At 36.9% G+C, this 25,644-nt stretch carries 29 protein-coding genes; 21 read left to right on the top strand and 8 right to left on the bottom strand.

Going from position 1 to position 25,644, the window contains the following annotated elements; genetic code table 11:
- The first annotated feature begins 308 nt into the window (after positions 1-308).
- The 11 genes from DU508_RS18875 (at position 309) to DU508_RS18825 (ending at position 7,542) form a co-directional block, all read left to right on the top strand.
- Positions 309-932, top strand: a complete 624-nt coding sequence (locus DU508_RS18875) for a 1-acyl-sn-glycerol-3-phosphate acyltransferase (protein ID WP_115404331.1) — start codon at positions 309-311, stop codon at positions 930-932.
- A complete protein-coding gene (locus DU508_RS18870) occupies positions 929-2,026 on the top strand; it encodes a glycosyltransferase family 2 protein (RefSeq protein WP_115404330.1) in 1,098 nt (365 codons plus the stop codon). The genes DU508_RS18875 and DU508_RS18870 overlap by 4 nt, the downstream gene beginning before the upstream one ends.
- A complete protein-coding gene (locus DU508_RS18865; protein ID WP_115404329.1) occupies positions 1,996-2,670 on the top strand; it encodes a carotenoid biosynthesis protein in 675 nt (224 codons plus the stop codon). The genes DU508_RS18870 and DU508_RS18865 overlap by 31 nt, the downstream gene beginning before the upstream one ends.
- A 9-nt stretch (positions 2,671-2,679) precedes the next feature.
- A complete protein-coding gene (locus tag DU508_RS18860; RefSeq protein WP_115404328.1) occupies positions 2,680-2,886 on the top strand; it encodes a DUF2683 family protein in 207 nt (68 codons plus the stop codon).
- Positions 2,868-3,149 carry a Txe/YoeB family addiction module toxin gene (locus DU508_RS18855; protein ID WP_115404327.1) on the top strand — a complete coding sequence of 94 codons (282 nt, stop codon included), beginning with the start codon at positions 2,868-2,870 and terminating at the stop codon, positions 3,147-3,149. Before DU508_RS18860 ends, DU508_RS18855 begins: the two co-directional genes overlap by 19 nt.
- A gap of 10 nt (positions 3,150-3,159) precedes the next feature.
- On the top strand, positions 3,160-4,011 hold the full coding sequence (locus DU508_RS18850; protein WP_115404452.1) for a 4-hydroxy-3-methylbut-2-enyl diphosphate reductase: 852 nt from the start codon (positions 3,160-3,162) through the stop codon (positions 4,009-4,011).
- A gap of 77 nt (positions 4,012-4,088) precedes the next feature.
- Positions 4,089-4,763: a fatty acid desaturase gene (locus DU508_RS18845; protein ID WP_115404326.1), complete on the top strand. Its 675-nt coding sequence runs from the start codon at positions 4,089-4,091 to the stop codon at positions 4,761-4,763.
- A gap of 165 nt (positions 4,764-4,928) precedes the next feature.
- Positions 4,929-5,942, top strand: a complete 1,014-nt coding sequence (hemH, locus tag DU508_RS18840) for a ferrochelatase (protein WP_115404325.1) — start codon at positions 4,929-4,931, stop codon at positions 5,940-5,942.
- 8 nt (positions 5,943-5,950) lie between these two features.
- Positions 5,951-6,448 (top strand): gluconokinase, encoded by a 498-nt coding sequence (locus DU508_RS18835; protein ID WP_115404324.1) that lies wholly within the window; start codon positions 5,951-5,953, stop codon positions 6,446-6,448.
- Between the two features lie 172 nt (positions 6,449-6,620).
- On the top strand, positions 6,621-7,091 hold the full coding sequence (gene parS / locus DU508_RS18830; protein ID WP_115404323.1) for a type II RES/Xre toxin-antitoxin system antitoxin: 471 nt from the start codon (positions 6,621-6,623) through the stop codon (positions 7,089-7,091).
- Position 7,092: 1 nt separating this feature from the next.
- A complete protein-coding gene (locus DU508_RS18825) occupies positions 7,093-7,542 on the top strand; it encodes an RES family NAD+ phosphorylase (protein WP_115404322.1) in 450 nt (149 codons plus the stop codon).
- Here the strand turns inward: DU508_RS18825 and DU508_RS18820 are convergent.
- Positions 7,532-8,770, bottom strand: coding sequence for a 3-deoxy-D-manno-octulosonic acid transferase (locus DU508_RS18820; protein WP_317047854.1), 1,239 nt, complete (start codon positions 8,768-8,770; stop codon positions 7,532-7,534). The genes DU508_RS18825 and DU508_RS18820 overlap by 11 nt on opposite strands.
- Positions 8,771-9,024: 254 nt before the next feature.
- Here DU508_RS18820 and DU508_RS18810 point away from each other — a divergent pair, with 254 nt between their 5' ends.
- The 4 genes from DU508_RS18810 to DU508_RS18795 are packed head-to-tail and all read left to right on the top strand — an operon-like array spanning position 9,025 to position 12,351.
- Positions 9,025-10,014, top strand: coding sequence for a UDP-glucuronic acid decarboxylase family protein (locus DU508_RS18810; RefSeq protein WP_115404320.1), 990 nt, complete (start codon positions 9,025-9,027; stop codon positions 10,012-10,014).
- 1 nt (position 10,015) lies between these two features.
- Complete coding sequence (gene galE / locus DU508_RS18805) at positions 10,016-11,038, top strand: UDP-glucose 4-epimerase GalE (protein ID WP_115404319.1); 1,023 nt, start codon at positions 10,016-10,018, stop codon at positions 11,036-11,038.
- The gene (locus DU508_RS18800) at positions 11,039-11,596 is read left to right on the top strand and encodes a hypothetical protein (protein WP_115404318.1); all 558 of its coding nucleotides are present in this window, start codon (positions 11,039-11,041) and stop codon (positions 11,594-11,596) included.
- A gap of 17 nt (positions 11,597-11,613) precedes the next feature.
- Positions 11,614-12,351: a tyrosine-protein phosphatase gene (locus tag DU508_RS18795; RefSeq protein WP_115404317.1), complete on the top strand. Its 738-nt coding sequence runs from the start codon at positions 11,614-11,616 to the stop codon at positions 12,349-12,351.
- Between the two features lie 118 nt (positions 12,352-12,469).
- Here DU508_RS18795 and DU508_RS18790 read toward each other — a convergent pair whose 3' ends face one another.
- Together DU508_RS18790 and DU508_RS18785 are read right to left on the bottom strand one after the other, a co-directional pair.
- Entirely contained in the window at positions 12,470-13,699 is a 1,230-nt protein-coding gene (locus DU508_RS18790) for an ABC transporter permease (RefSeq protein ID WP_115404316.1), read from the bottom strand.
- A gap of 138 nt (positions 13,700-13,837) precedes the next feature.
- A complete protein-coding gene (locus DU508_RS18785) occupies positions 13,838-14,191 on the bottom strand; it encodes a HesB/IscA family protein (protein WP_115404315.1) in 354 nt (117 codons plus the stop codon).
- 91 nt (positions 14,192-14,282) lie between these two features.
- On the opposite strand from DU508_RS18785, the gene DU508_RS18780 reads away from it, so the two are divergent.
- The 3 genes from DU508_RS18780 (at position 14,283) to dnaA (ending at position 18,534) form a co-directional block, all read left to right on the top strand.
- Positions 14,283-14,813: a DUF7935 family protein gene (locus DU508_RS18780; protein WP_115404314.1), complete on the top strand. Its 531-nt coding sequence runs from the start codon at positions 14,283-14,285 to the stop codon at positions 14,811-14,813.
- A gap of 108 nt (positions 14,814-14,921) precedes the next feature.
- Complete coding sequence (locus tag DU508_RS18775; protein ID WP_115404313.1) at positions 14,922-16,460, top strand: acyl-CoA mutase large subunit family protein; 1,539 nt, start codon at positions 14,922-14,924, stop codon at positions 16,458-16,460.
- Positions 16,461-17,103: 643 nt separating this feature from the next.
- Positions 17,104-18,534, top strand: a complete 1,431-nt coding sequence (gene dnaA / locus DU508_RS18770) for a chromosomal replication initiator protein DnaA (RefSeq protein ID WP_115404312.1) — start codon at positions 17,104-17,106, stop codon at positions 18,532-18,534.
- Between the two features lie 156 nt (positions 18,535-18,690).
- On the opposite strand, the gene DU508_RS18765 is transcribed toward dnaA, so the two are convergent.
- From DU508_RS18765 to DU508_RS18745, 5 genes are all read right to left on the bottom strand, one after another.
- Positions 18,691-19,239, bottom strand: a complete 549-nt coding sequence (locus DU508_RS18765) for an NUDIX hydrolase (protein WP_115404311.1) — start codon at positions 19,237-19,239, stop codon at positions 18,691-18,693.
- 52 nt (positions 19,240-19,291) lie between these two features.
- Complete coding sequence (locus DU508_RS18760) at positions 19,292-19,678, bottom strand: hypothetical protein (RefSeq protein ID WP_115404310.1); 387 nt, start codon at positions 19,676-19,678, stop codon at positions 19,292-19,294.
- Positions 19,679-19,819: 141 nt separating this feature from the next.
- Positions 19,820-20,608: a TPM domain-containing protein gene (locus DU508_RS18755; RefSeq protein WP_115404309.1), complete on the bottom strand. Its 789-nt coding sequence runs from the start codon at positions 20,606-20,608 to the stop codon at positions 19,820-19,822.
- Between the two features lie 3 nt (positions 20,609-20,611).
- Entirely contained in the window at positions 20,612-21,055 is a 444-nt protein-coding gene (locus DU508_RS18750; RefSeq protein WP_115404308.1) for a TPM domain-containing protein, read from the bottom strand.
- Positions 21,056-21,139: 84 nt separating this feature from the next.
- A complete protein-coding gene (locus tag DU508_RS18745) occupies positions 21,140-21,721 on the bottom strand; it encodes a LemA family protein (protein ID WP_115404307.1) in 582 nt (193 codons plus the stop codon).
- A gap of 677 nt (positions 21,722-22,398) precedes the next feature.
- Here DU508_RS18745 and DU508_RS18735 point away from each other — a divergent pair.
- From DU508_RS18735 to DU508_RS18725, 3 genes are read left to right on the top strand one after another with little or no spacing between them, the layout of a single operon-like run.
- Entirely contained in the window at positions 22,399-23,946 is a 1,548-nt protein-coding gene (locus DU508_RS18735; RefSeq protein WP_115404305.1) for an NAD(P)/FAD-dependent oxidoreductase, read from the top strand.
- 33 nt (positions 23,947-23,979) lie between these two features.
- Complete coding sequence (locus DU508_RS18730) at positions 23,980-24,447, top strand: DinB family protein (RefSeq protein WP_115404304.1); 468 nt, start codon at positions 23,980-23,982, stop codon at positions 24,445-24,447.
- A gap of 21 nt (positions 24,448-24,468) precedes the next feature.
- On the top strand, positions 24,469-24,828 hold the full coding sequence (locus DU508_RS18725) for a CoA-binding protein (RefSeq protein ID WP_115404303.1): 360 nt from the start codon (positions 24,469-24,471) through the stop codon (positions 24,826-24,828).
- The last annotated feature ends 816 nt before the right edge of the window (positions 24,829-25,644 follow it).

The raw sequence follows: 25,644 nt of genomic DNA, 5'->3' as shown, positions 1-25,644 counted from the left end.
CAAACGAATATGATGAGCCATAATACCCCAGCCATTTTAGAACCAGGCCTTTATGGTTTGATGCAATGATTTAAAGAATCGATAATTATGGATTTATATTCTGGTCTTGTCAGTAAATCAATCCAACCCACTGTCGTACATGTTATAAAATAAGTTTGATGTTGATCATCAATAACATATCTGCTACCTCCCATATTCAAATATAATTTATTTGGTAAGATATTTTAATCTGTTTATTCAACAGTTAAAAAACTGAACTATTATAACTTAAACTTGCAATTAACCCCAATTTTTTGCAACTTCCATTCATGTATCAGTCTCGAAAAAATACAATCATCTACAACTTTTTCTCGTGGTACATTCAGTTGATCGTCAAAAAAGATTTCGCAGCTTTCAAATATGATCAGGCTGAAATAAAAAGCGACTCTTCGATACTGGTACTGGCTAATCATTTCAGTTGGTGGGATGGCTTTTTCATTTTCTACATCAATAAAAAAGTATTCAAAAAACAATTTCATGTTTTGGTTAATGCAGAAAACTATAATAAAGTTGGTTTTTTAAAATATTTAGGTGCTTTTGCCGCCGAAAATAAAGGAAAAGATGTTCTGGAAACCTTGAATTACGCAGGTAAATTGTTGGATGATCCCCATAATCTGGTGTTGATTTTTCCGCAAGGTAAATTGCATTCCAATCATTTAAAAAACATCAGCTTCGAAAAAGGAGTGATGCAGATGATTAATGCCAGTCAAAAGAAAATCAATATCATTTTCGCTGCAACATTTATCGATTATTTCGCCAAAAGAAAACCAACGGCTTATACCTATCTTCAAAACTGGGAAAATGAGGAATACGTGAGTTTGCAGTTATTAAAAAGTGCATACAATAAACATTACGATCAGTCGGTTGTTAAACAAACACAGATTACTGAATGACTATTTTTATTTACGCGGTTTTAATTTTTCTGGTAATCAGATTTTCTGTTACTCTTTTTAATTTTCTTTCCAATCCAAAGTTACCAAGAGTGATGAAGCATTATCAGGATCAGGTTTCCATCTTAATTCCGGTACGTGATGAAGCAGAGAATATTATCCACTTACTTGAATCGATAAAGGAACAGGATTATACAACCTACGAGGTAATTGTTTTAGATGATAATAGTTCAGATCATACTTATGCCCTGGTTGAAGAATTTTGCACTTTAAATGCGAAATTTAAAATTGTTAAGGGAAAAGAATTACCAAAAGATTGGTTGGGAAAAAATTATGCCTGCCATCAATTGGCTGAACTGGCAACAGGAAAATATTTTTTATTTGTTGATGCAGATGAAGCTATAAAAAAAGGATTGATCAATAGTTTGATCGATAGGATGGAGCTTGGCAATTTAACTTTGCTAAGTGTTTTTACCAATCAAATAATGAAATCAATGGGAGAGAAATTAACCATTCCCTTAATGCATTTTATCCTTTTAAATCTGCTTCCATTACGTTTGGTTAAACTTTCAAAAAATCCTGCATTTGCGGCAGCCAGCGGACAGTGTATGTTTTTCAACGCTAAAAATTATCAGGAAAACCAGTGGCATTATCAGGTAAAACAACAGGTAGTAGAAGATGTAGAGATCATAAAATTAGTTAAACTAGCAAAATATAATGCAGAGGCACTTCTGGGCAACCATCTCATTTATTGCAGGATGTATAAAAATTTAAGCGAAAGCCTTAACGGTTTTAGTAAAAATTTACTTGCAGGTTTTGGTAATAACATTTTAATATTGCTATTTTACCTGCTTTTGGTAATTATAGGTCCGGTTATTTTAATCTTAAACTTTAATGTTGATTTACTTGTATTACCAATAACTTTAATAGTTTTAAGCAGAATGATGATTTCTTATTTATCGGGGCAAAATGTTTTAATAAATTTGATTTTACATCCATTACAGATGTTGTTCTTCTTAATTATTTCAATCATTTCAATACAAAAACACATCTTTAAAACTGGCACATGGAAGGGCAGAACGATCAAAGCGATTTAAAAATTAAACAAATTGCGGTTGCTGTAATCATCATTTTTCATTTGGTTGGTTTAATTGGCTTTTTAATTCCGGCAACCCAACCTTATTTTATTAAACTGGTTCCTTTTCATTTATTGCTGATGTTCGCTGTAATTGTTTTTTCTTACAATGCAAATGTGAAACGATTATTGCTTTTTGTATCAGGAGTTTTTTTATGTGGCTTTTTGGTCGAAGTGTTGGGTGTCCATACCGGAAAAATTTTTGGAAGTTACTATTATGGAAGCACCTTAGGTTACAAAATCGCAGCAGTTCCATTGTTAATGGGAGTTAACTGGGTAATCCTGATTTTTAGTGTTGGGCAAATGATGAAAGGCTTAAAGATCAGAAATAGCATTCTGGCATCGTTATTTGGAGCCATTGTGTTGGTAATTTTCGATTATTTCCTTGAACCGGTTGCCATGAAATTTAATTACTGGCAATGGGATTGGCACGAAATTCCAGGCCAGAATTTTGTAGCCTGGTTTATTGTATCTGTTATTTTGTTAAAGTTTTACTATGCTTTAGGCTTAAAACAACAGAAATATATCGGTACCACCATGTTTGTTTCGCAACTAATCTTCTTTGTTGTCTTGTACATGACAACCGGAACAAATATTTTTGTTTAATTTTGTACTATGGAAACACTAATCGTACAGCCTAAAAATAAAAAACAACTTTTGGCAATTGAGGCTGTGTTGCATGCATTAAATGTAACTTTTAAAAAGGAACAACATTATAATGCAAAATTTATTGATGAAATGGCAAAAGGTGAGGAAGATATAAAAAAGGGACGGTTGACAAGGATTGAAGACGTTCAAAATATATGGGAAAGTATTTTATAGATATTACTGATCAAGCTAAAAAACATTTAGCATTAATTAGTAAATCTGGAGATCAAGCCTCCATCAAGAAAATTCAGCAGATTTTTATTGATTTACATTTACATCCTGAAACTGGCGTTGGTAAACCAGAAAAACTGAAATATGAATATTCCGGTTATTGGTCAAGACAAATAAATAAAAAAGATAGATTAATCTATAGGATTAATGATGAGGTTATTACAGTATTTGTAATTTCAGCTAAAGGACATTATGACGATAAATAATCCTCAAAAAATGAATAATTTAAACTTACAGGTCAATATAGATAAATCATCAGGCTTTTGCTTTGGCGTAGTTTATGCCATTGAAATGGCCGAAGATATTTTAGACAACGAAGGTTATTTATATTGCCTCGGTGATATTGTTCATAATGATGAAGAAGTTGAACGCCTAACCAGCCGCGGATTAAAAATCATCGATCATGATGTTTTGAAAAACCTGCATAATGAAAAAGTTTTAATCAGGGCACATGGTGAAGCCCCATCAACTTATCAGCTGGCTTTAGAAAACAACCTTACACTTATTGATGCCTCTTGCCCAGTGGTTTTGAAATTGCAGAACAGGATTAAAAACTCTCATGATGATGATGAGCAGGTTTTGATTTTTGGTAAACATGGTCATGCGGAAGTTATTGGACTGCAGGGACAAACCGATGGAAAAGCAATTGTTTTTCAGGATTTGGCAGAATTGGACAACATTGAATTACCGTCAAAGTTTACTTTATACAGTCAAACCACTAAAAGCACCGATAAATTCTATACCATCAAAGATGAATTGTTAGGGCGTGGTTACGATGTAAAAGCAAACGACACGATTTGCAGGCAGGTATCTAACCGCTACGAGGAATTGGAAAACTTTGTAAGTCATTACGATAAAATTGTTTTCGTATCTGGGAAAAAATCATCAAACGGAAAAGTGCTTTACGATGTTTGCAAAAAGTATAATGATCATTCTTATTTCATCTCAAATGTTGAAGAACTGGATACAACCTGGTTTGCTGAAAATGATAAAGTAGGAATTTGCGGAGCCACTTCAACACCAATGTGGTTAATGGAAAAAGTTAAAGCTGAATTAGAACAATATTAACCCATTTTCGGTTTTCAGTTAACATTTTTCAGTTGTCGCTGTTTATCTTAAATATACTTTAATAAACGAAAACAGAATTGAAAACCGCAAGCTCTATTACCGGAATCTTAGTTGCGTTAACCGTAATCTCCTGTTGGTTTATTACACTTTATTTTCTGCTGAATTGGGATTTTGAATGGAATAATCCTTTGGTGTACCTAATGGTTTTTGTGCAAATGCACTTATACACAGGCTTGTTTATTACTGCACACGATGCCATGCACGGCACAATCTCCGCTAATAAAAAGATTAACAATGCCATGGGCCATCTTTCAGTATTCCTTTATGCCGGGTTTTTCTATAATCAATTGTATGCAAAACATCATAAGCACCACAACCACGTACATACAACGGATGATCCTGATTTTGCCCCACACGGATTTTGGAAATGGTATTTTCGCTTTATGATGAATTATCTGACCATAATTCAATTGGTTATTATGGCAGTTGCATACAATATTTTAAAAATTTGGATTGATGAGCCAAACCTTTTGCTTTTCTGGATTTTACCATCACTGTTAAGTACTTTTCAATTGTTTTATTTTGGAACTTACCTTCCTCACAAAGGCGAGCACGACAATGAATATCATTCATCAACTTTACAAAAAAATCATTTTGTGGCCTTCATAACCTGCTACTTTTTTGGCTACCATTTGGAGCACCATCAAAAGCCTGGCATGCCGTGGTGGCAGCTGTATAAAACAAAGCGCTAAGGTTTTACCAAAACCGTTAAAAAGATCGATCAGAGCAGGATGATTTTTATTCAGGTTTTAAATCTGATTGAAATTTGACTGAAATATGTTCACCATCACTTTTTTGAAATGGATAAAAAATAATAAAAACACGATATTAGCGCCACAAACATATTCTTTAATTAAATGAGCAAAAAGGGAATTTTACTGGTAAATTTAGGCACACCCGATAGTCCGGAAACAGCAGATGTTAAAAAATATCTCGATCAGTTTTTAATGGATGAAAGGGTTATTGATATTCCTAAATTAAATAGAATATTATTGATTAAAGGAATAATTGTTCCCTTCCGTAGCCCTAAAACTGCCAAATTATATAAAGAAATTTGGAATGAAAACGGTTCGCCACTTTTGTATTATAGCCGCTTGCAGGCAAAAATGCTTCAGGAGAGATTGGGCGACGACTACCACGTAGAACTGGCCATGCGTTACCAAAATCCATCAATTGAATCTGCTTTGGCTAATTTAAAAGCTGGTAGGGTAGATAGTATTCAAGTTATTCCTTTATTTCCTCAATATGCCTCAGCAAGTACAGGTTCAGTATTACAATTAGTAATGAAACTGGTGAGCAAATGGCACACCATACCGCCCATATCTTTCGTCAATTCATTTCACGATAATGAATTGATGATAAAGATTTTTGCAGAAAATGCCCGTAAACATAATCCTGAATCTTACGATCATGTTTTATTTAGTTTTCACGGATTGCCAGAACGGCAAATTGATAAAGGAGATTATTTTGGTAAAAATTATAACTTCAGAGACATTTCACAGCGTGAGGTTTTAAATGATGATAATAAGTTTTGCTATTTGGCACAGAGTTATGATACAGCCAGATTAATTGCTAAAGAACTGAATCTTTCTAAAGAAAACTATACTGTTTGTTTTCAATCCCGTTTAGGAAAGGAGCCTTGGGTACAGCCATATACAACAGATGTTTTAAAGAAATTAGCAGCTGAAGGCAAAAAGCGTTTATTGGTTTTTAGTCCGGCTTTTGTGGCCGATTGCCTGGAAACGCTTTACGAAATTACAGTAGAATACCACGAAGAATTCCGGGCTTTGGGTGGAGAACATGTTCAATTGGTGGAAAGCTTGAATGATAGCCCAGTATTTATTGAGGCACTTGCCGGAATGGTTAAATAATTTTCAATATGGCGAGATTTATCATTTTAATGGGCGTTTCTGGAAGTGGTAAAACTGTTGTAGGCAGATCGCTTGCTCAAAAAATTAACGCTGAATTTATCGATGGAGATAACCTGCATTCGCAACGAAATGTTGATAAAATGGCTGCTGGTATTCCCCTTACTGATGAAGATCGTTTAGATTGGTTAAACCTGATTGCTAAAGTTGGTCATGATCATGTTGAACATGGCACTACTTGTATTATAGCGTGCTCAGCACTCAAAAAAACTTATCGCGATTTATTACGGAACAATAATGAATCTATACGATTTATTTATTTAAAAGGAAGTTTTGATTTAATACACGATCGTATCTCTAAAAGATCACATCAGTATATGCCTGCGAGTTTATTGCAAAGCCAGTTCGATACGTTGGAAGAACCTCAAGCTGATGAAACCGATGTTTTAGTGGTGCTCATTAATCAGGAAATCCCAGCGATTGTCGACGAAATTATTAAGGCTGTTTAATGAGAAAGATCAAGAAATAAAAGCCTTATAGATGAATCTTTCAATCTCTGCTAATGACGTTGATGGTAGAAAGCTTAAATGATGATCACTAATTTATAAAAGCACTGATTGAGCCAAAAAAAATAATTGAGAAAAAATTCTTTTACATAAAGAAAAATTACTAAATTAGGATATGAAAAAGCAAAAGCCTAAAAAATATCCTATTCTGGAAGATTTAAATCAGTATTCTACAGTAAATGAAAGAGTGGCAGTGTACCAATCTTTGTATACTAATCCAGTTATGCTTTTATCCAATGCCAAAAAGGGTTTGAATGCTAAAGCAGCCTTAGATTTTATTACTGTTTCTGGCTTCACTTACGATGAATTTCAACATACTTTTAACACCACCGTAAAAACCATACAGAACTATACTGTTCAAAATTTAAAACTTGATGCGCCTTTAAGCGAAAAACTACTTAAATGTTTCGAGCTTTTTAGTAAGGGGATAGAGGTTTTTGGGGATGCAAAATCATTTTATAAATGGCTTAATACACCAGCGTATGGTTTAGGTAACCAAATTCCTTACAATTTAATGGATACCTTTACCGGCATCAGCTTAATTGAAGAAGAGTTGGTTCGTATAGAATTTGGTGATTTGGCCTAATATGCAGGTTTACAGGATCGTTCTTGAAAAATACAATAGTGCCTTATTGGCTTCGGGGCGTTCTGCCCGGTGGAATGGTAATGATGTAAAGCTGATTTATACTTCATCATCATGTTCATTGGCTTGTTTAGAAAATATTGTGCATCGCAGCAAATTGGGGCTTTCGGCCAGTTTTAGGGTCTTAACTATAGAAATACCCAACAACCTGCCGATAGAAAAAATAACATTGGATCAGTTGCCAGAAAATTGGAATACTTATGAACAAATGCATTTAACACAAGCCATTGGTAATAATTGGGTGCTCAGTATGAAAGCTTGTGTATTGCAGGTTCCTTCGGCCATTATTGCTAAAGAATTTAACTATCTCATTAATCCAGGTCATCCTGATTTTGAAAAAATCATCCTTACAGAGATAGAACCTTTCTTGTTTGATGACAGGGTTAAAAATTAATCTTTTTCAATATCATTTCTGTCGCCCCTTTTTTACTCAACACATATTTTTTTGCTTCAGTTGATGCCTTCTTATTTGTTTTGAAATGTTCAAAAGCACCAATCAATTCATCTGCTGAAATGATGCTTTTTGCTGCTCCAATGGCTATCAAATCCTTAGCTTCCTGAAATTTATCGTATTTCGGCCCAAAAATAACAGGCAAACCAAAAGCTACAGCTTCTAAAGTATTGTGGATGCCTGCTCCAAAACCTCCACCAATGTAAGCTACTTTACCATATTGATAAAGCGATGAAAGCATTCCTATATTATTAATGATTAAAACTTTTGATTCGCTTCCCGAAAAAGGAGAATGGAGATCCGAAAACTTAATTGCGCCTGGAAATAGGCGTTCGATATCTTGAATATGTGATGAACCGATTTCATGCGGTGCGATGATGAATTTCCATTCAGGATATTTTTCGGGCAAAAAAGACAGCAATTTTTCATCCTCGGGCCAGGTACTGCCACAAATTAATGTTGATGAGTTGCCGATGAATTTTTCAATTTCTGCTAACTGCCTGGGTAATTGAGCATTTTCATAAACCCTGTCAAAACGTGTATCGCCATTAATCGTTACATTATTCAATCCAATCGAATTTAAAAGCATCTTACTCTCTTCATTCTGTACAAAAAAATATGTGACAGACTTTAAGATGTTTCGGTAGAAATTTCCATACCATTTAAAAAAAGCCTGGTTTTGCCTGAAAATCCCTGAAATTACGTATAACGGAATGCCCCTATCCTTTAATTCCTTAAAATAAAAATGCCAGAATTCGTACTTCGTAAAAATGGCCATTTCCGGATTAATGAGATCAAGGAATCGCTTTGCATGATCTGCTGTATCAATAGGCAAATAAAAAACATCAGCCAGAGGATAGTTTTTCCTGATTTCATATCCCGAAGGAGAAAAGAAGGTAACCACTATTTTTTTTGAAGGATGAAGTGCTTTTAGTTTCTCTAAAACAGGTCTTCCCTGTTCAAATTCACCTAATGAAGCAAAATGAAACCACACATGTTTTTTTGTCGCATCAACCCTCTCTTTAATGTGCTTAAAAAGATTTTTGCGCCCGTTAATGAATAATTTCGCTTTAGTATTGAACGGCGAAAATATTAAAATAAGTAAATTGTAAGCCCTAATTCCTAATATGTAAAGCAAAAGCATTGGTGTAAATTCATATCTTCGTGCCAAGATAAAACGAATATATTTAAAAAGCTTAATAATATATGAAGATAGCCATTATTAACGCCAGATATATTTTTAAATTACTGATTAACTGACGATTATAATGAAATGATTGGAATTTCAGGAATCCGGATTTCAATAAAATTGATGGAAATTAAAAAATAAAGTAGTTTTTGATGGCCAAAATTTATATGATTTGCAAAAAATGATCGATCTTGGCTATTATTATAACGGCACAGGTAGAAAACTGACAGATTAAGATGAGTAAAAAAAGAATTTTAATTACGGGTGCAGCTGGATTTTTAGGCTCACATTTATGCGATCGTTTTGTAAAAGAAGATTATCACGTTATCGGAATGGATAATTTGATCACTGGTGATCTAGCTAATATTGAACATCTTTTTAAACTGGAGAATTTCGAATTCTACAATCACGATGTTTCCAAGTTTGTGCACATTCCGGGTAAATTACACTATATATTACACTTTGCCTCACCAGCCAGCCCTATAGATTACCTTAAAATCCCTATTCAAACACTGAAAGTTGGTTCATTGGGAACACATAATTTATTGGGCCTGGCCAGAAATAAGAAGGCGAGAATGCTCATCGCTTCCACATCAGAGGTTTATGGCGATCCAAATGTGAATCCCCAACCTGAGGAATATTGGGGAAATGTGAACCCAGTTGGCCCTCGTGGTGTTTATGATGAGGCTAAGCGTTTTCAAGAAGCCATTACCATGGCTTACCATACTTTTCATGGTGTTGAAACCCGAATTGTGAGAATCTTTAATACTTACGGACCAAGAATGCGGCTTAATGATGGACGTGTATTACCTGCATTCATTGGCCAGGCTTTGAGAGGAGAAGATCTGACCATTTTTGGAGATGGAAGCCAAACACGCTCTTTTTGTTATGTTGATGATTTAATAGAAGGCATTTATCGCCTTTTGATGAGTGATTACGTTCAACCCGTAAATATTGGCAACCCGGATGAGATTACGATCAGGCAATTTTGTGAAGAGATTATCAAACTTACCGGAACTTCGCAAAAAATTGTTTACAAGGAACTGCCACAGGATGATCCTAAACAACGCCGGCCTGATATCACAAAAGCACAAGCACTTTTAGGATGGGAGCCAAAGGTTGGCCGTGCTGAAGGATTAAAAATAACTTATGAATATTTTAAATCACTGCCTGCCGAAGCTTTAGCAAAAGTAGAGCATAAAGATTTTACCACATTTAACCGTTAAGATGTCAAAAATATTAGTTACTGGTGGAACCGGATATATAGGTTCACATACTGTAGTAGAACTACACAATGCAGGTTACGAGGTCGTAATCGTAGATAATCTTTCTAACTCAAACATTAAAATTTTAACACAGCTCCATGCCATTACAGGCAAATGGTTCAATTTTAATGAAATTGATCTTCAGGACGATAAAGCAGTTCAGGAATTTGCAGAAAATAACAATGATATCACTGGTATCATTCATTTTGCAGCATCAAAAGCAGTAGGAGAATCGGTTGAAAAGCCATTGAAATATTATAAGAATAATTTCTATGGATTGATCAATCTGTTAACTTCATTTAATAAAAAGATCGATTTCGTGTTTTCATCTTCTTGTACGGTTTATGGTCAACCAGATAGCTTGCCGGTTACAGAAGACGCCCCCATTAAAAAGGCCGAATCTCCTTATGGAAATACCAAACAGATTGCTGAAGAAATTTTGGCGGAAACGGCTGCAGTAACGCCAGATTTAAAAGTAATCGCTTTGCGTTATTTCAATCCTGTTGGCGCACATGAAACCGCTTTGATTGGCGAACTTCCTAATGGTGTTCCCGCTAATCTTGTTCCTTTTATCACGCAATCTGCGATAGGTAAACGTGGCTCTATTACTGTATATGGAGATGATTATGACACACCAGATGGTTCAGCAATCCGCGATTATATTCATGTGGTTGATTTGGCAAAAGCACATGTTGCCGCCATTAAAAGGTTAGAAGATGGTAAGGCCAATACCAATTACGAAGTGTTTAACATTGGAACTGGAAAAGGGTCTTCAGTTTTGGAAATCATTTCTGCTTTCGAAAATGTAACGGGAGAAAAGCTTGATTATAAAATTGGCCCGAGAAGAGCGGGTGATGTTGTTCAGGTTTATGGCGACGTTCAAAAATCAAATAAAGAATTGGGCTGGAAAGCAAACCTTGATATTAATGAAATGATGCGTTCGGCCTGGGAGTGGGAAAAATATATTAAGGCTAATCCTTTTTAAATGAAATTGTCTGAGCACAAAGATTTAAAAGCTGCCATTACAGATTTGCCTGTCAAGGAAAAGGATAAGCTATTGTTACGTTTGGTGGCTAAAGATAAAGTGCTCACAGAACATCTTCACTATAAACTTCTGGAAAGTGAGATCGACCTGGAAGATAGAAAAGAGAAAATTAAAGCCGATGTGAGCGAACAGATTTCTGAACTAAAAAAACTAAATGCTAAAGAAGCGTTGGTTAAAGTTCGGAAAATGGTCACATCGGTTAACCACTTTTATAAGGTTACAAAAGATTCTTTTGGCGAGGTTGAATTAAAACTCTTTATTTTAAATAGCGTTCCGCTCGATTATCGAAGATCTATGTTCGGCTATCGTGATTATATCATTCTGTTTTTTTCATTTTACTTAAAAACAGTATCTGTAACACTCAATAAATACAAGAAATTGCATGAGGATTTGCAATTTGATTTAAGTGAAAATTTTAATTATTTGCTCAATAAAATCTATTCCTCTAAATTAGCTGCTTCAGCCGAGGCATCAAATCTGCCCAAAGAAATAAGTTAAAGCTATGACCCATCGTTATGTTCGGATTATTTAAAAAGAAGAAAATAGTGCCCGAATTTAATTTCTCCAATATTGGAACCGATATGCATTCGCATATTATTCCGGGTATTGATGATGGCGCACAAACGATAAACGATTCCATTTTATTAGCGAAAAAATTCAAGGCGTTGGGTTTTAGGAAGCTGATTGCCACCCCACATATCATGGCCGATTACTTTCGTAATACGCCCGATACCATCAACAAAGGTTTGGATATTTTAAGAAAAGGTATTCAGGAAATACAATTGGATTTAGAGGTTGAAGCAGCAGCTGAATATTATCTGGATGAAACTTTTGAAAAAAAAATAAGACAGAAGGAGGTATTAACTTTTGGAAATAATTACCTGCTTTTCGAACTTTCTTATATCAATGCTCCGCAAAATCTGTTTGACATCATTAAAATCACACAGGATGCAGGATTTAAACCCGTTTTAGCTCATCCGGAAAGATACCCATACTACTATGGTGCTTTTGAAAGCTACCACGAAATCAGAGAAACTGGTTGTTTATTACAAATGAATTCCATCGCACTTACGGGATATTATGGCTCCGGCGCTAAAAAAGTTGCGGAAGAAATGGTCGAAAATCACCTGGTTGATTTTATCGGAAGTGACATGCACCATCTCAAACACGCAGCAGCCCTGGAAAATAGTTTAAGCACTCCATTGATGCAGCAATTGCTCACTCAACATCAATTGAACAATGTTTTGACCTAATCTCCTAAAGGAGACTTTCTCATGCTAACGCCATAAATATCGTAAAGAAATTTGTTGCTGATTAACAGTGTTTTGGATTTCCGTTTTGCCTTTTACACCCCTTTTTAAAAGCTGATGATTACTCGTACCTCAACGCTTCAACCGGATCTAACTTCGATGCTTTTTTTGCAGGGTAATATCCGGATATAACACCTACGAACACACATAATATAAATCCGCCAATAATGAAGAGCCATGGAATAAGAAAAGCTCCTCCCATCGCCAGCGAAATAATATTACCCAATACAATTCCAAGAAATATTCCAAGTATTCCCCCCATTAAACAAATTACCACAGCTTCAATAAGGAATTGACGTCGAATCACCTGAGGATTTGCGCCAATGGCTTTTCTGATGCCAATTTCTCTTGTACGCTCCGTTACGCTCACCAGCATGATATTCATCAATCCAATGGATGCGCCCATTAAGGTTATGATACCTATAGCCACACCGCCAATAGCCACAAAGGCAAGATTTTCAAACAGCGTTTGTGCAATTGCATCACTTTTGGTAATCTCGAAATTATTGGCTTCGCCAATTTTGACCTTACGGATATTTCTAAATAGTGCAGTCGATTCGCCAATAACATTTTCCTGATTGTTATTATCAGGAACCATTACTGTAATGGTATATGAAGGGTTGGCGTTGGCATTGATCTGTTTCGCTTTTAATAATGGCACATAAACTGCCCTATCTCCACTAAAGCCCATGCTTGAACCTTTTTTGGCTAAAACACCAACGATTTTAAACCGGTTGTTTCCAACGCTGATTAATTTATCTAAAGGATCTGAATTTTTGAAAAGCCTTTCAACAACCTCACCACCAACAATACAAATATTGCTTCCCATGGTCACTTCAGATGCGCCAAAATTTCTTCCCTGAGATAAACCCAGTCCCTGAGAAGCTAAGCCATTTTCGTCAATGCCTTGTACATTAATGTTAGGATTGGTTTTTAAGTTGCCGTATTTTACTGTTGAGCCACCACTTGCAAAAACACTTACTGCAACCGTTGCTGGTGCGTTCAATCTATCTTTGAATTTAAGTGCATCCTCATAACGGATCGCTTTGAAAGGTTTTGGACGCTTTCCGTTCCCTATTCTGATCCCGCTACCACGGTTTCTGATGTTAAAAGAATTTGCACCCATGCTACTAAAAGCATCAGTCATGCTTTTCTTAACTGCATCAAGCGTAGTTAAAATGCCAACCAACGCCATTAAACCTATTGCAATAATTAAGGCCGTAAGCATGGTGCGCAAGCGATTGCCTTTTATAGATTCTAATGCCAGTCTGATGTTTTCTCTGTAATTCATTTATGTAAGTATCGGGTATTAAGTATCAAAATAGCTTTAAGCCCTATACCTTTTGCCTTAAACCTCTGGTTGTAAAAATAAAAAAAGTCCCGATGTTTAGACAAGGGGACTGCACTATATGTTACAATAATATTTTATTTATGCAGAGAAGCTCGTGCCACAGCCACATGTGCTGGTCGCATTTGGGTTGATGAAGGTAAATCCACGTGAATTTAAACCATCTTGCCAATCGATCATCATGCCCATTAAATACATCTGGTGTGCTTTGTTCATGAAAACTTTAATGCCATCAATGAAAAATTCCTGGTCGCCCTCTTTTCTCTGATCGAAACCTAAAATATAATTCATGCCAGCACAACCGCCGCCTTCAACGCCCACACGTAATCCGTAATCTTCGCCAATCTCCTGCTGATCTTTTAATTTATTTAGCTCTTTAGCTGCTCCCTCCGAAAAAGTAACCGGTGCAAATGATGTCTCAACTGTTGTGCTCATGTTATTTAAATTTTATCTGTTACAAATATAAATAATAATGCACATTTTTGCTTTTAACGGTGCGTTAATATTACCGTAATTAAACAATAGTATGAATATTCAACAAGTTTTAACAGATGTAGTTGTTCTGTTTGCCGGTGTTTTTTTAGCCCTTATGGCAGTTTATTATATATTGAAGAACGATATACAGCATTTTTTCAGTCTGAAAAATATTGAACTCAATAAGGAAAGCAGGGCCCATATTTTACCATTACGTTTACAGGCACACGAACGATTGATCATTTTTACCGATCGCATTAACCCGGCAAATTTATTGGTACGCCTGCATCAGCAGGGAATTGGAATTGCAGCTTTGCAGGCAGGAATATTAAATGAGGTTCGCTCAGAATACCAACACAATATTACCCAGCAATTATATGTAAACAGCGGCACCTGGAATGTGGTACGTAAGTTAAAAGACGATACCATTGCCATGATCAACAATGCTGTTCAGGGCTTGCCAACCGATGCTAACGGGATTGAACTAAGTAAGGCAATTTTGCAGCACATGGCTGGTATTGATGAAAATCCATATGATTTAACCATCGAATTGATCAAAAAAGATATCCAGAAACTATTTTAACTAAGGTTAGTTGGCTAGATAATGCGTTGGCCACCTAACCTCTAACCATCTAATCAATTAACCATCTAACCCCTAAACACTCAACTCCTAACCCCTAACAAATTCGCCATGAAACATACCACTACATCTGGCATTGAGATAAAAGAAATCTACACCTCGGCAAAACCAATGGAAGAAAAAGCCGGGGAATTTCCTTTTACCCGGGGCATCCAAAAAGATATGTATCGAGGCAGGCTTTGGACAATGAGGCAGTACGCTGGTTTTTCAACTGCCGAAGAATCTAATAAACGCTATCATTATTTACTACAACAAGGCACAACCGGCTTATCGGTGGCTTTTGATTTACCTACGCAAATTGGTTACGATTCTGATCACGAGATGGCAGACGGCGAAGTAGGGAAGGTTGGTGTCGCTATTGATTCATTAAAAGATATTGAAATTCTGTTTGATGGCATTGAATTAAAAAATATTACCACATCGATGACCATTAATGCCACTGCTTCTATTTTATTGGCGATGTACATTGCCCTGGCAAAAAAGCAAGGCGCCGATTTAAAGCAGATTTCTGGCACAATACAAAATGATATATTAAAAGAATACGCTGCCAGAGGGACTTACATTTATCCGCCAAAACAATCAATGCGGTTAATTACCGATATTTTTGAATTTTGTAGTAAAGAAGTTCCAAAATGGAATACCATTTCTATTTCTGGTTATCACATCCGCGAAGCTGGTTCTTCTGCCGTTCAGGAATTGGCCTTTACTTTGGCAAATGGTAAAACTTATTTAAAAGCCGCCATTGAAAAAGATCTGGATATTAATGTTTTTGCAAAACGACTGTCATTCTTTTTTAACTGCCATAATAATTTCTTCGAGGAAATTGCCAAATTCAGGGCAGCAAGACGAATGTGGGCAAAGATCACCAAAGATTTAGGCGCTACCGATGAAAAGGCACAAATGCTTCGTTTTCATACTCAAACTGGTGGTTCTACACTAACGGCCCAACAACCATTAAATAATGTGATCAGGGTAAGCAATCAGGCCATGGCTGCGGTTTTAGGAGGAACGCAATCCTTACACACCAATGGTTACGATGAAGCACTGTCGTTACCAACCGAGGCGGCTGCAAAAATCGCCTTGCGTACTCAACAAATCATTGCTTTTGAGAGCGGCGTGACCGACACTGTTGATCCTCTGGCAGGCTCATTCTTTGTAGAAAATTTAACTGATGAGGTTGAGGCTGCCGCTTGGAAATATATAGATAAGATTGATGCCATGGGCGGTTCTGTAAATGCCATAGAGAGCGATTATATGCAAAATGAAATTGCAAGTGCTTCGTATCATTATCAAAAGGAAATTGAAGCCGGCGAAAGAATTTCTGTTGGTGTCAATAAATTTACCCAGGAAGAAGAGGGTTTGACTGAGGTTTTCAATATCGATGATTCCATTCGTATGCTGCAAACCGAAAAGATTGATCATTTAAAAGCCGAGCGGGATAACGCAGCGGTTGCCAATGCCCTGAAAGCTTTGGAGGAGGCGGCAAATGGAGATAAAAACTTAATGCCTTTTATTATTGATGCTGTAGAGAAATATGCAACCCTTGGCGAAATTGCTGATGTGCTGCGTAGAGTGTTTGGAGAATATTAAGCTGATATGTTTACCTGTCTTATCCTCCGGGTCATTTCAGAATCTCAAATCTTTTTAGATCGCAAATTTCAGAAGTTCTTTGGGGCAAATTGATTCTCCTGTTCTGTTTAGAAAAAACTGAAGCTGAATAGAGATGGTTGCTACTCATTATTTTCCATTAACAGGTAAGAAATGTTGATGCATAAGAAGTAAGAAATACAGTTTTTAAGCGCACCGCATAAGAAGGGGGAAATAATGCCACGATTCTTAAATTCTGTTCGAAATAAATGCAACTGTTTGTTGCTTTTGCCTGGAAATAATTGCTTTGATAATCAGGTTTTTGAGTTTTTGACCACTTAAAACTGCAGCAAAACGCCCAGTTAAACTTTTAATGGCTTGGAATTTGCTTTCCAGAATAATGATTTGAAATGATGCTTGAATATTAGCGTTAGATAATGAGAATGTGGAAAACCAGTGTTAATAAATAGTTATCAACATAAAAAATTGAGGTTAAGTAGTCTACTATATTCCTTATCAGTGCGTTACGATTTATTTGAAATTTTTGTTTAAAATGTTGATAATTTTCTCAATATTCGTAGTCCCGAAACGGACCATCCCTTTATTTCGAATCGGCACTGTAAACCAATAAATTATAGAAATCGCAATGGAAAAAACTTGTACAGAAGTGTGGAAGAACTGTCTTCAAATTATTAAGGATAACATCCCGAATCAAAGTTTTAAAACTTGGTTCGAGCCTATAACAGCCCTTAAATTGGAAGGTAAGGTTTTAACCATACAAGTGCCAAGTTTGTTCTTTTACGAATGGCTTGAAGAACATTATGTAGGCTTGCTTCGCAAGACTGTAAAGAAGCAACTTGGAGAGGATGGCAGGTTGGAATATAACATCGTTGTTGATAAATCATCAAACAGCGGTAGTCCTTATACCACCAATATGCCATCAAACGGAAACGGAGCAGAGGCAAAGGTACAATCAATGCCAATTCCGGTTTCAATAAATAAGGATATTAAGAATCCATTCATTATCCCTGGATTAAAAAAATTAAATGTTGATCCTCAATTAAACGGTAATTATACTTTCGAAAATTATATTGAGGGAGATTGCAACCGCTTAGCTCGTTCTGCGGGTTATGCTGTAGCAGCTAAACCAGGTGGCACATCATTTAACCCGTTAATGATTTACGGTGGGGTAGGTTTAGGTAAAACCCACCTGGCACAAGCAATTGGGAATGAAATTAAACGGAGCATGCCAGATAAACTGGTTATTTATGTGAGCTGCGAGAAATTCTGCCAACAGTTTGTAGATTCATTAAAAAATAACACTATTAACGATTTTGTTAATTTTTATCAGGCGATGGATGTGATCATCATGGATGATGTACACAACTTTGCGGGTAAAGAAAAAACACAAGATATTTTCTTTCACATCTTTAACCACTTACATCAATCAGGTAAACAGGTTATCTTAACATCTGATAAAGCACCAAAAGATTTAGCTGGTTTAGAAGAACGTTTATTAAGTCGTTTCAAATGGGGCTTATCAGCAGATTTACAGGTTCCCGACCTGGAAACACGTATTGCCATATTAAGAAAGAAAATGTATGCCGATGGTATTGAACTGCCAGGCGAAGTTGTAGAATATGTTGCGCACAACATTGATAATAATGTTCGTGAGCTGGAAGGTGCCATGGTATCTTTACTTGCGCAGGCTACTTTGAACAAGAAAGAAATTGATTTGGCACTGGCTAAACAGATGTTGAAGAACTTCATTAAGAACACTTCGAAAGAGATTTCGATGGAATACATTCAGAAATTGGTATGTGAATACTTCGAAGTTCCTGTTGATATGGTTAAATCACAAACCCGTAAACGCGAAATTGTGCAGGCCCGTCAAATTTCAATGTACTTATCAAAAAGCCATACCAAATCATCGTTGAAAACGATTGGTGCTTTCTTTGGTGGTCGTGATCACAGTACTGTAATCTACGCTTGCCAAACAGTTGAAGATTTAATCGATACTGATAAGAAATTCAAAGCCTATGTTCACGATATTCAAAAGAAATTGAAAATGAGCTAAAGAAAGGTGGAAGGTTAAAGATGGAAGGTTTAATGTAAAAACCTAACGTTCAATCAAAACCTTATGGCATAATAAAAAAGTCCTGATTTTTCAGGACTTTTTTATTTGATGCTTTTTTGCCTGTTGAAGTTTTAATTCTCTTCGCCTAAAGTAAGATTATATGCTTTTGAGCGCTGTTAAACCATAATGCAGCGCCGCAACATGCAACGCCTGAGCGATCTTATTCTCTTTAAGTAGTTGTATAACCTCCTGAACAGTATATTCCTCTACATTTAAAATCTCATGTTCATCCAGGTGTTGTTCATGTGTTTTAACACCACCAGTTAAAAAATAGGTAAAGGTTTTATTGTTTGAGGTTGCTGGATTTGGATAAAGTTCAACCAATAACTTACAGCTTTTAAAACTATACCCGGTTTCCTCTAAAAGTTCGCGTTTAATTGCAAATTCTGGTGCCTCATCCCCATCAATAACCCCTCCGGGAACTTCCAGCGAAACGATGTCGGCCGCGTGACGATACTGACGTACCAATATGATTTTTCCCTGCTCCGTTAAAGCGATGGCGTTAACCCAATTTGGATATTCCAAAACGTAATAATCATCCTTGACTACACCATCAGGAAGTTTTACTTCATCTACCCGTAGGGTAGCCCATTTCTCATTTACCAAATATTTAGAGGCAAGTTTTTGCCACTTTTCTATAATCATAAATTTTATTATTTGAGTTGTTCAGTTTTAACAGTGATTGAAAATTTGTAAATTAAAGATACTGTTGAATGGATTTCTGGCGATGCAAATTAACTAAATGTACAATTTTATGCCGATCAGCAAGATATTGATAAACCAGATTCAGTTTTGGCGCGATAAGACTATTTCTATTTTCACTAATGCCTAATTCATAATATAGGAATTCACTAAGCGAATCCAGTTGCTCAGGAGCCAGATCAACGCGATGAAGCCAATCTTCAAAACCAATAATATCTTGTCCTTCCAAAATTTCCTTAGGAAGACCAAAGCTATTTTCCATGGTTTCATCAAAAACTTGTTGGGCATCTTCAAGTTTTCCCTCTAATTTTAAACCCATAATACGAGCTAAAACCTGCGCAAGTTTCTGGATTTCTGCCGTAAGTAAATCTCTTCTGTACATTTTTTTGGATAGTATATTTATTAATGCCAATGTTTACTGTAACATATAGCTACAGTAAACATTCCAAACTACGGACTACGGACTACGGACTACGGACTACGGACTATAATCCTGTCATCCCAAAACCCCATTCATCCTGGTCTACCAACTTCCGCTCGATCCGCCCCCTCCGAAACTTCCACCGCCGAAGCCACCAAATCCACCTCCTGAAGATCCACCTCCAAAACCGCCGCTGCCCCAACCGCTATTTCCACCACGACGGCCACCACTGCTACCAAGAAGCATGGCCCAGAACAGTGCATTTGATGCACCACGACCACCTATTACTTCGCTGTTGCCACCACCACCGCCTTTCCTCATAATGATAATGATTACGATAACAATGATCACAATAAGGGCAACACTTCCGCCAGTTCCTTTTTTAGAAGAAGAAACCCTTGGTTTGTCATTTTTGTATTCGCCTCTTGTATATTTGATTATTGCCGTAGTGGCTTCATCCAGGCCGGCATAATAATCCCCGTTTCTAAAATTTGGCTTAATATCCTCATCGATGATGCGTTTGGCATATACATCAGGCAAAGCGCCTTCAACACCGTAACCCGTTTGGATAGAGATTTTTCTGTCGCCAACAGCCACAACAATCATAATCCCGTTATTCTTGCCGCTCTGCCCAACACCCCATTTTCGGCCAAGTTCTACAGCATATTCATTAATATCGTAATCGCCAACCGATTTTAATATAGCAATGGCGATTTGTGTTGAGGAGGAATCGTCAAAAGCAACTAACTTTTTTTCGAGCATGGCTCTTTGCTCAATAGAAAGAACTCCAGAATAATCGTTAACCAAAGTTGATGGTTTCCCCGGGAAATCCTGTGCAAATGCAAATAAAAATATTAAAGAGAATAACGATAAAAGAAATAATTTTTTCATCGCTTATTTATTTTCTTGATTATCCATAAATACAATACTGTTTGGCAACTCGTTAATATCTCCTTTTTGTGGAGGAAAGAATAGTGCTAATTTCTCGCCCGCTAAAGCAATCCCTGCAATAATTCCATCAGCTAAATCGCCCTTTGCAAAATGGGCACTCATGGCAATTTTGGTGGTCTCCCAAAAATTTTCTGGTACTACGCGATTTATTCCAGAATCACCAATAATTGCAAATTTATGGTCGGCATGTGCTAAATAAATTAAAACACCATTTCGTTGTGCTGTTTTATCCATATCCAATTGTGCAAAATATTCTGTGGCTCTTTCAAAAGGATCACCTGCACAATGTTTATCAATAGCAATTCTAATCTCTCCCGAAGTAGTGTTTTCGGCATCTGCTATCGCTTTTGCTATTTTATCTTGTTCTAAATCTGAAAATAATGACATGTCTTTATTTTTAAAGAAGTAAAAAGGGTAATGAATGTTCAACTAATTAAACATGCACTACCCTTAAATATTATGGCTAAATAATTAGAATTCTACTTTTGGTGCATCCTTAGCAGTCGCATCGGCTTCAAAATAACCTTTTGGCTTGAAGCCGAACATCCCTGCGGTTAAATTGGTTGGAAATGATCTGATCTTGCCATTGTATTGCTGTACAGCATCATTAAAATCTTTACGCGCAACAGTAATTCTGTTCTCTGTACTTTCTAATTGTGCTGATAAGTCGCTAAACTGTTGAGTAGCTCTTAATTCAGGGTAATTTTCAGTGATGGATAATAACTTACCTAAAGCCTGGCTTAACTGTCCCTGAGCAGCCTGATATTTTTGGATGTTTTCTGGAGTTAATTCATCGGCCTTAACTGTCATTTGCGTTGCTTTTGCACGAGCTTCAGTTACAGCGGTTAAGGTACTTTGCTCGAATTTAGCAGCCCCTTTAACAGTTGCTACCAGATTCGGAATCAAATCCGCTCTTCTTTGATATTGGGTTTGTACAGTTCCCCATTTCGATTTTACATTCTCATCAAGGTTAACCATGCTATTGTATCCGCATGAACTTAAAGTGCTAACTGCAATTACAGCAGCTAAAATTCCAAATACTAATCTTTTCATTTTTATGGTTTTTGTCTTTTTATTCCAAACTGAAATTTATTCAATTTACGAATTAGATATCAAATTGCATGCCTTTGTTACATTTTCTGAAATTTGCTGTCAGCATGGCGTGTTAAGATTACAATTTACAACGTTATTTGTTCTGGTTAACACGGTTGTCATAATGAATTTATTTCAGAAACTTAACAGCATGAACGCAAAGCAATAAAGATGGTAAATCAAGTTCAGCAAGGCGTGGTGGTTAGGCTAAGCGCTTCAAAACCGTATATGAACGCTCGTCATCCTGAATTTATTTCAGGACCTTAATAGTATTAACGCAAAGTAAAAAAGATGGTGAATTAAGTTCAGCAAGGCGTGGTGGCTTGGCTAAGCGCTTCAAAACCGTATATGAACGCTCGTCATCCTGGATTTATTTCAGGACCTTAATAGTATGAACGCAAAGCAAAAAAAGATAGTGAATTAAGTTCAGCAAGGCGTGGTGGTTTGGCTAAGCGCTTCAAACACCGTATATGAACGCTCGTCATCCTGAATTTATTTCAGGACCTTAATAGTATGAACGCAAAGTAAAAGATGGTGAATTAAGTTCAGCAAGGCCAGATGATTGAGCTATAAATATTTCCTATCAAGGAAAAAACAGTATTTTTGTATCATATCGGGATAAAAACCTGACAAATTATATGCAAAAAGACATTGAAATTACGTTGCTTCCCCATCAGGTTGAGCAAACGGAGGTAATCAAGGCCAAATTGGCCGAAGGCCTGAAAATACCGGAAACGCGTGTTAAAGTTAAAGGCTACGAAATTCTAAAACGCTCTATAGATGCGCGCTCCAGAAAAGTTATTTTCCGTCTTCAGGTAAGGGTTTTTATTGATGAAATGCCGATAACTGAAATTCATGTTGTCAACTATCAAAATGTCAGTGATGCAAAACCAGTGTTAATTATTGGTGCAGGTCCCGCCGGATTATTTGCTGCATTGCAATGTATCGAAAATGGGTTAAAACCGATTATTATTGAGCGGGGCAAGGATGTAAAGCAACGCCGTCGTGATCTCGCTGCTATAAATAAACAAGGATTAGTCAATACCGAATCTAATTATTGCTATGGCGAAGGCGGGGCCGGAACTTATTCTGATGGGAAATTATATACCCGTTCCAATAAACGTGGAGATATTAATAAAGTACTTCAGGTATTTGTTGATCATGGTGCTGAAGCAGATATTATGATCGATGCTCGTCCGCACATCGGTACAAATAAATTGCCTCATATCATCACTTCGATAAAAGATACCATTTTAAATGCAGGTGGAGCGGTCATGTTCGATAGCCAGATGACAAATATCATCACCGAGTTTGGCAGGGTAAAAGGTATAGAAATAAATTTTGAAGATAAATTATTTGCTGATCACATCATCCTCGCCACAGGCCACTCTGCAAGAGATGTGTACGAATTGTTGAACAGCAAAAATATATTAATAGAAGCAAAACCTTTTGCTTTAGGGGTAAGAATCGAACACCCACAAGAAATAATCGACTCGGCGCAATACCATTGTGATATCCGTTCAGAGTTTTTACCTCCTGCGTATTATAGCTTAGTAGAGCAAGTGGGCACTCGTGGCGTATTTTCTTTTTGTATGTGCCCGGGCGGAATTATTGCGCCTTGCGCCACAGGTGAAAATGAGATTGTAGTAAATGGATGGTCGCCGTCAAAACGGAATAACCCTTTTGCTAACTCGGGTACGGTTGTGCAGGTAACATTAAATGATGTTCAGGGCTATGATCCGCTAAGGATGTTGAATTTCCAATCTGAAGTTGAAAAACTTGCATTTGAAGCCGGTGGAGGTAATTTAGTGGCTCCTGCACAACGAATGATTGATTTTGTGAATAATAAGCTATCAATTGATCTGCCTAAAAACTCATACCTTCCTGGTACAAAAAGTGTAATGCTTGATAATATCCTTCCTGAGTTTGTTTCTCAAAGCTTAAAATCTGCTTTGCCGTTATTTGGAAAAAAGATTAGAGGTTATTATACCAATGAAGCGATTTTGGTTGGTGTAGAGAGTCGAACTTCATCTCCGGTTCGTATCCCACGAGATAAAGAAACCTTTCAGCATCCACAAATTAAAGGACTGTATCCTTGCGCGGAAGGTGCTGGTTATGCGGGCGGAATTGTTTCAGCAGCGATTGATGGAATCAATTGTGCCAATGCAATCTTAAACGCATCTTAGAAAACTTTATAATCATCGGGTTGTTATTTAATTATGCTTAATATTACGAACGAAATTAGGAAAGCCTTTAATGGCGATGCCTGGCACGGAAATCATGCAATGCAGATTTTAAATAACGTTAAGCCAGAAAATGCATTTGAACATTTTATCCCCAATGCACATTCCATAGCAGAAATAGCCCTGCATTTAACGGCATGGACAGAAGAAGTCACTTCGCGGTTAATGGGTGAACCAGCTGCCGAACCAGCAATGGGCGATTGGCCGGTTCCGGAAAAGAAGACACCACAAGCTTGGGAAAAAATCATTTTTGATTTTAAAGTCGCTAATGATGAATTAATCCGACACTGCGAAACTATAAAAGATAACGAGTGGAATAACGAAGTTATGGATGAAAGAAATCCAGCTTTAGGATCAGGTGTTACCAATGCAGAGCTTTTGAATGGTTTAGCCCAGCACCATGCTTATCACTCTGGGCAGATTGCATTACTTTCAAAGTTTTAATCTGTGTAATTTAATTATAAAATGAAAAAGACATTAATTATTGGCGCATCGCCAAATCCATCGAGATATTCATACAAAGCTGCACATATGTTAAAGCATTTCAATCATGATATTGTTAACGTTGGTATTAAAAAAGGAGAGGTTGCTGGGGTAGAGATAGAAAATCCGACCGAAATTCATCAGGATATTGATACAATTACGTTATATATTGGACCAGCTTTACAACCTCAATATCACGATTACATTTTAGATACGAAACCAAAACGTGTGATTTTTAATCCTGGCACTGAAAACTATGAACTAGAAAAGTTGCTTGATCAACATGATATTGAGCCCATCAGAGCATGTACTTTAGTAATGTTGAGTACCGGACAATACTAGTCAATTAGAAAAACAAATACAGTTCCATTCTAATATTCATCATCCGATCCTTCTTTTTGAACGTTTACCGGTTGCCAAACGGCCTTTTATGGAGATGGGTTCAAGGTCATATGCCCCACGTCCAGGCCTTGATTCCCTTAATGACTTGATGGCCCATGAGGGATTTGGCTGTGGCCGCGTTAAATTTTTCCCTTTGATGGACAGTGGCTTACGGAGAACAGCAGAAGAAAAGCGACAAAGGCTTTGGAAATGGGTTTGTTTTTTCTACCTTTGCATCCCGCTTCGGAGGAGACGGTAAGGTTGAAAGGTTGGGCATGGGGAACGTGAGAGAGGAAAAGGGCCTGGATTTTTTTTCAAAATAAATTTGGAGAGAAGAAAAAGATCGCTACCTTTGCGGCCCGGTCCGGAAGGAACGGGGGGCTGGCCGGAAGGCCGGCGCATTGAAAGGCAAAAGGGGGAAATGGACGACGAAAAAATAAATCATTTTTTATTTGGAAGTCAAAAAAAGATTCCTACCTTTGCACTCCCAACGGAAACGAAGGGAAAACAAGAGATCAGGTGGCGGATGTCACGACGATCAAGAAACAAAGATCAAAACGAGCGAAAACACGCTAAGACGAATACGACTTAAGCGAACTGAAGTTCGAAGATATATACACAGACGGGCCGCGAGGTAACAACAGTCGATGAGTTCTTAAAAGAGATGTCAATGTAGCGCAAGCGGGGTAATGAAGTACGGATTCAAGTACAGAGTTCCGAAGCTTGATTTTAAAGTCAATGTCTGACAGACATAACAAAAAAAGATGACCAATTTTA

Source organism: Pedobacter chinensis (assembly GCF_003339865.1).
Lineage (GTDB): Bacteria > Bacteroidota > Bacteroidia > Sphingobacteriales > Sphingobacteriaceae > Pedobacter > Pedobacter chinensis.
Note: the sequence above shows the minus strand (reverse complement) of the source record. Positions and strands in the feature narration are given on the sequence as shown.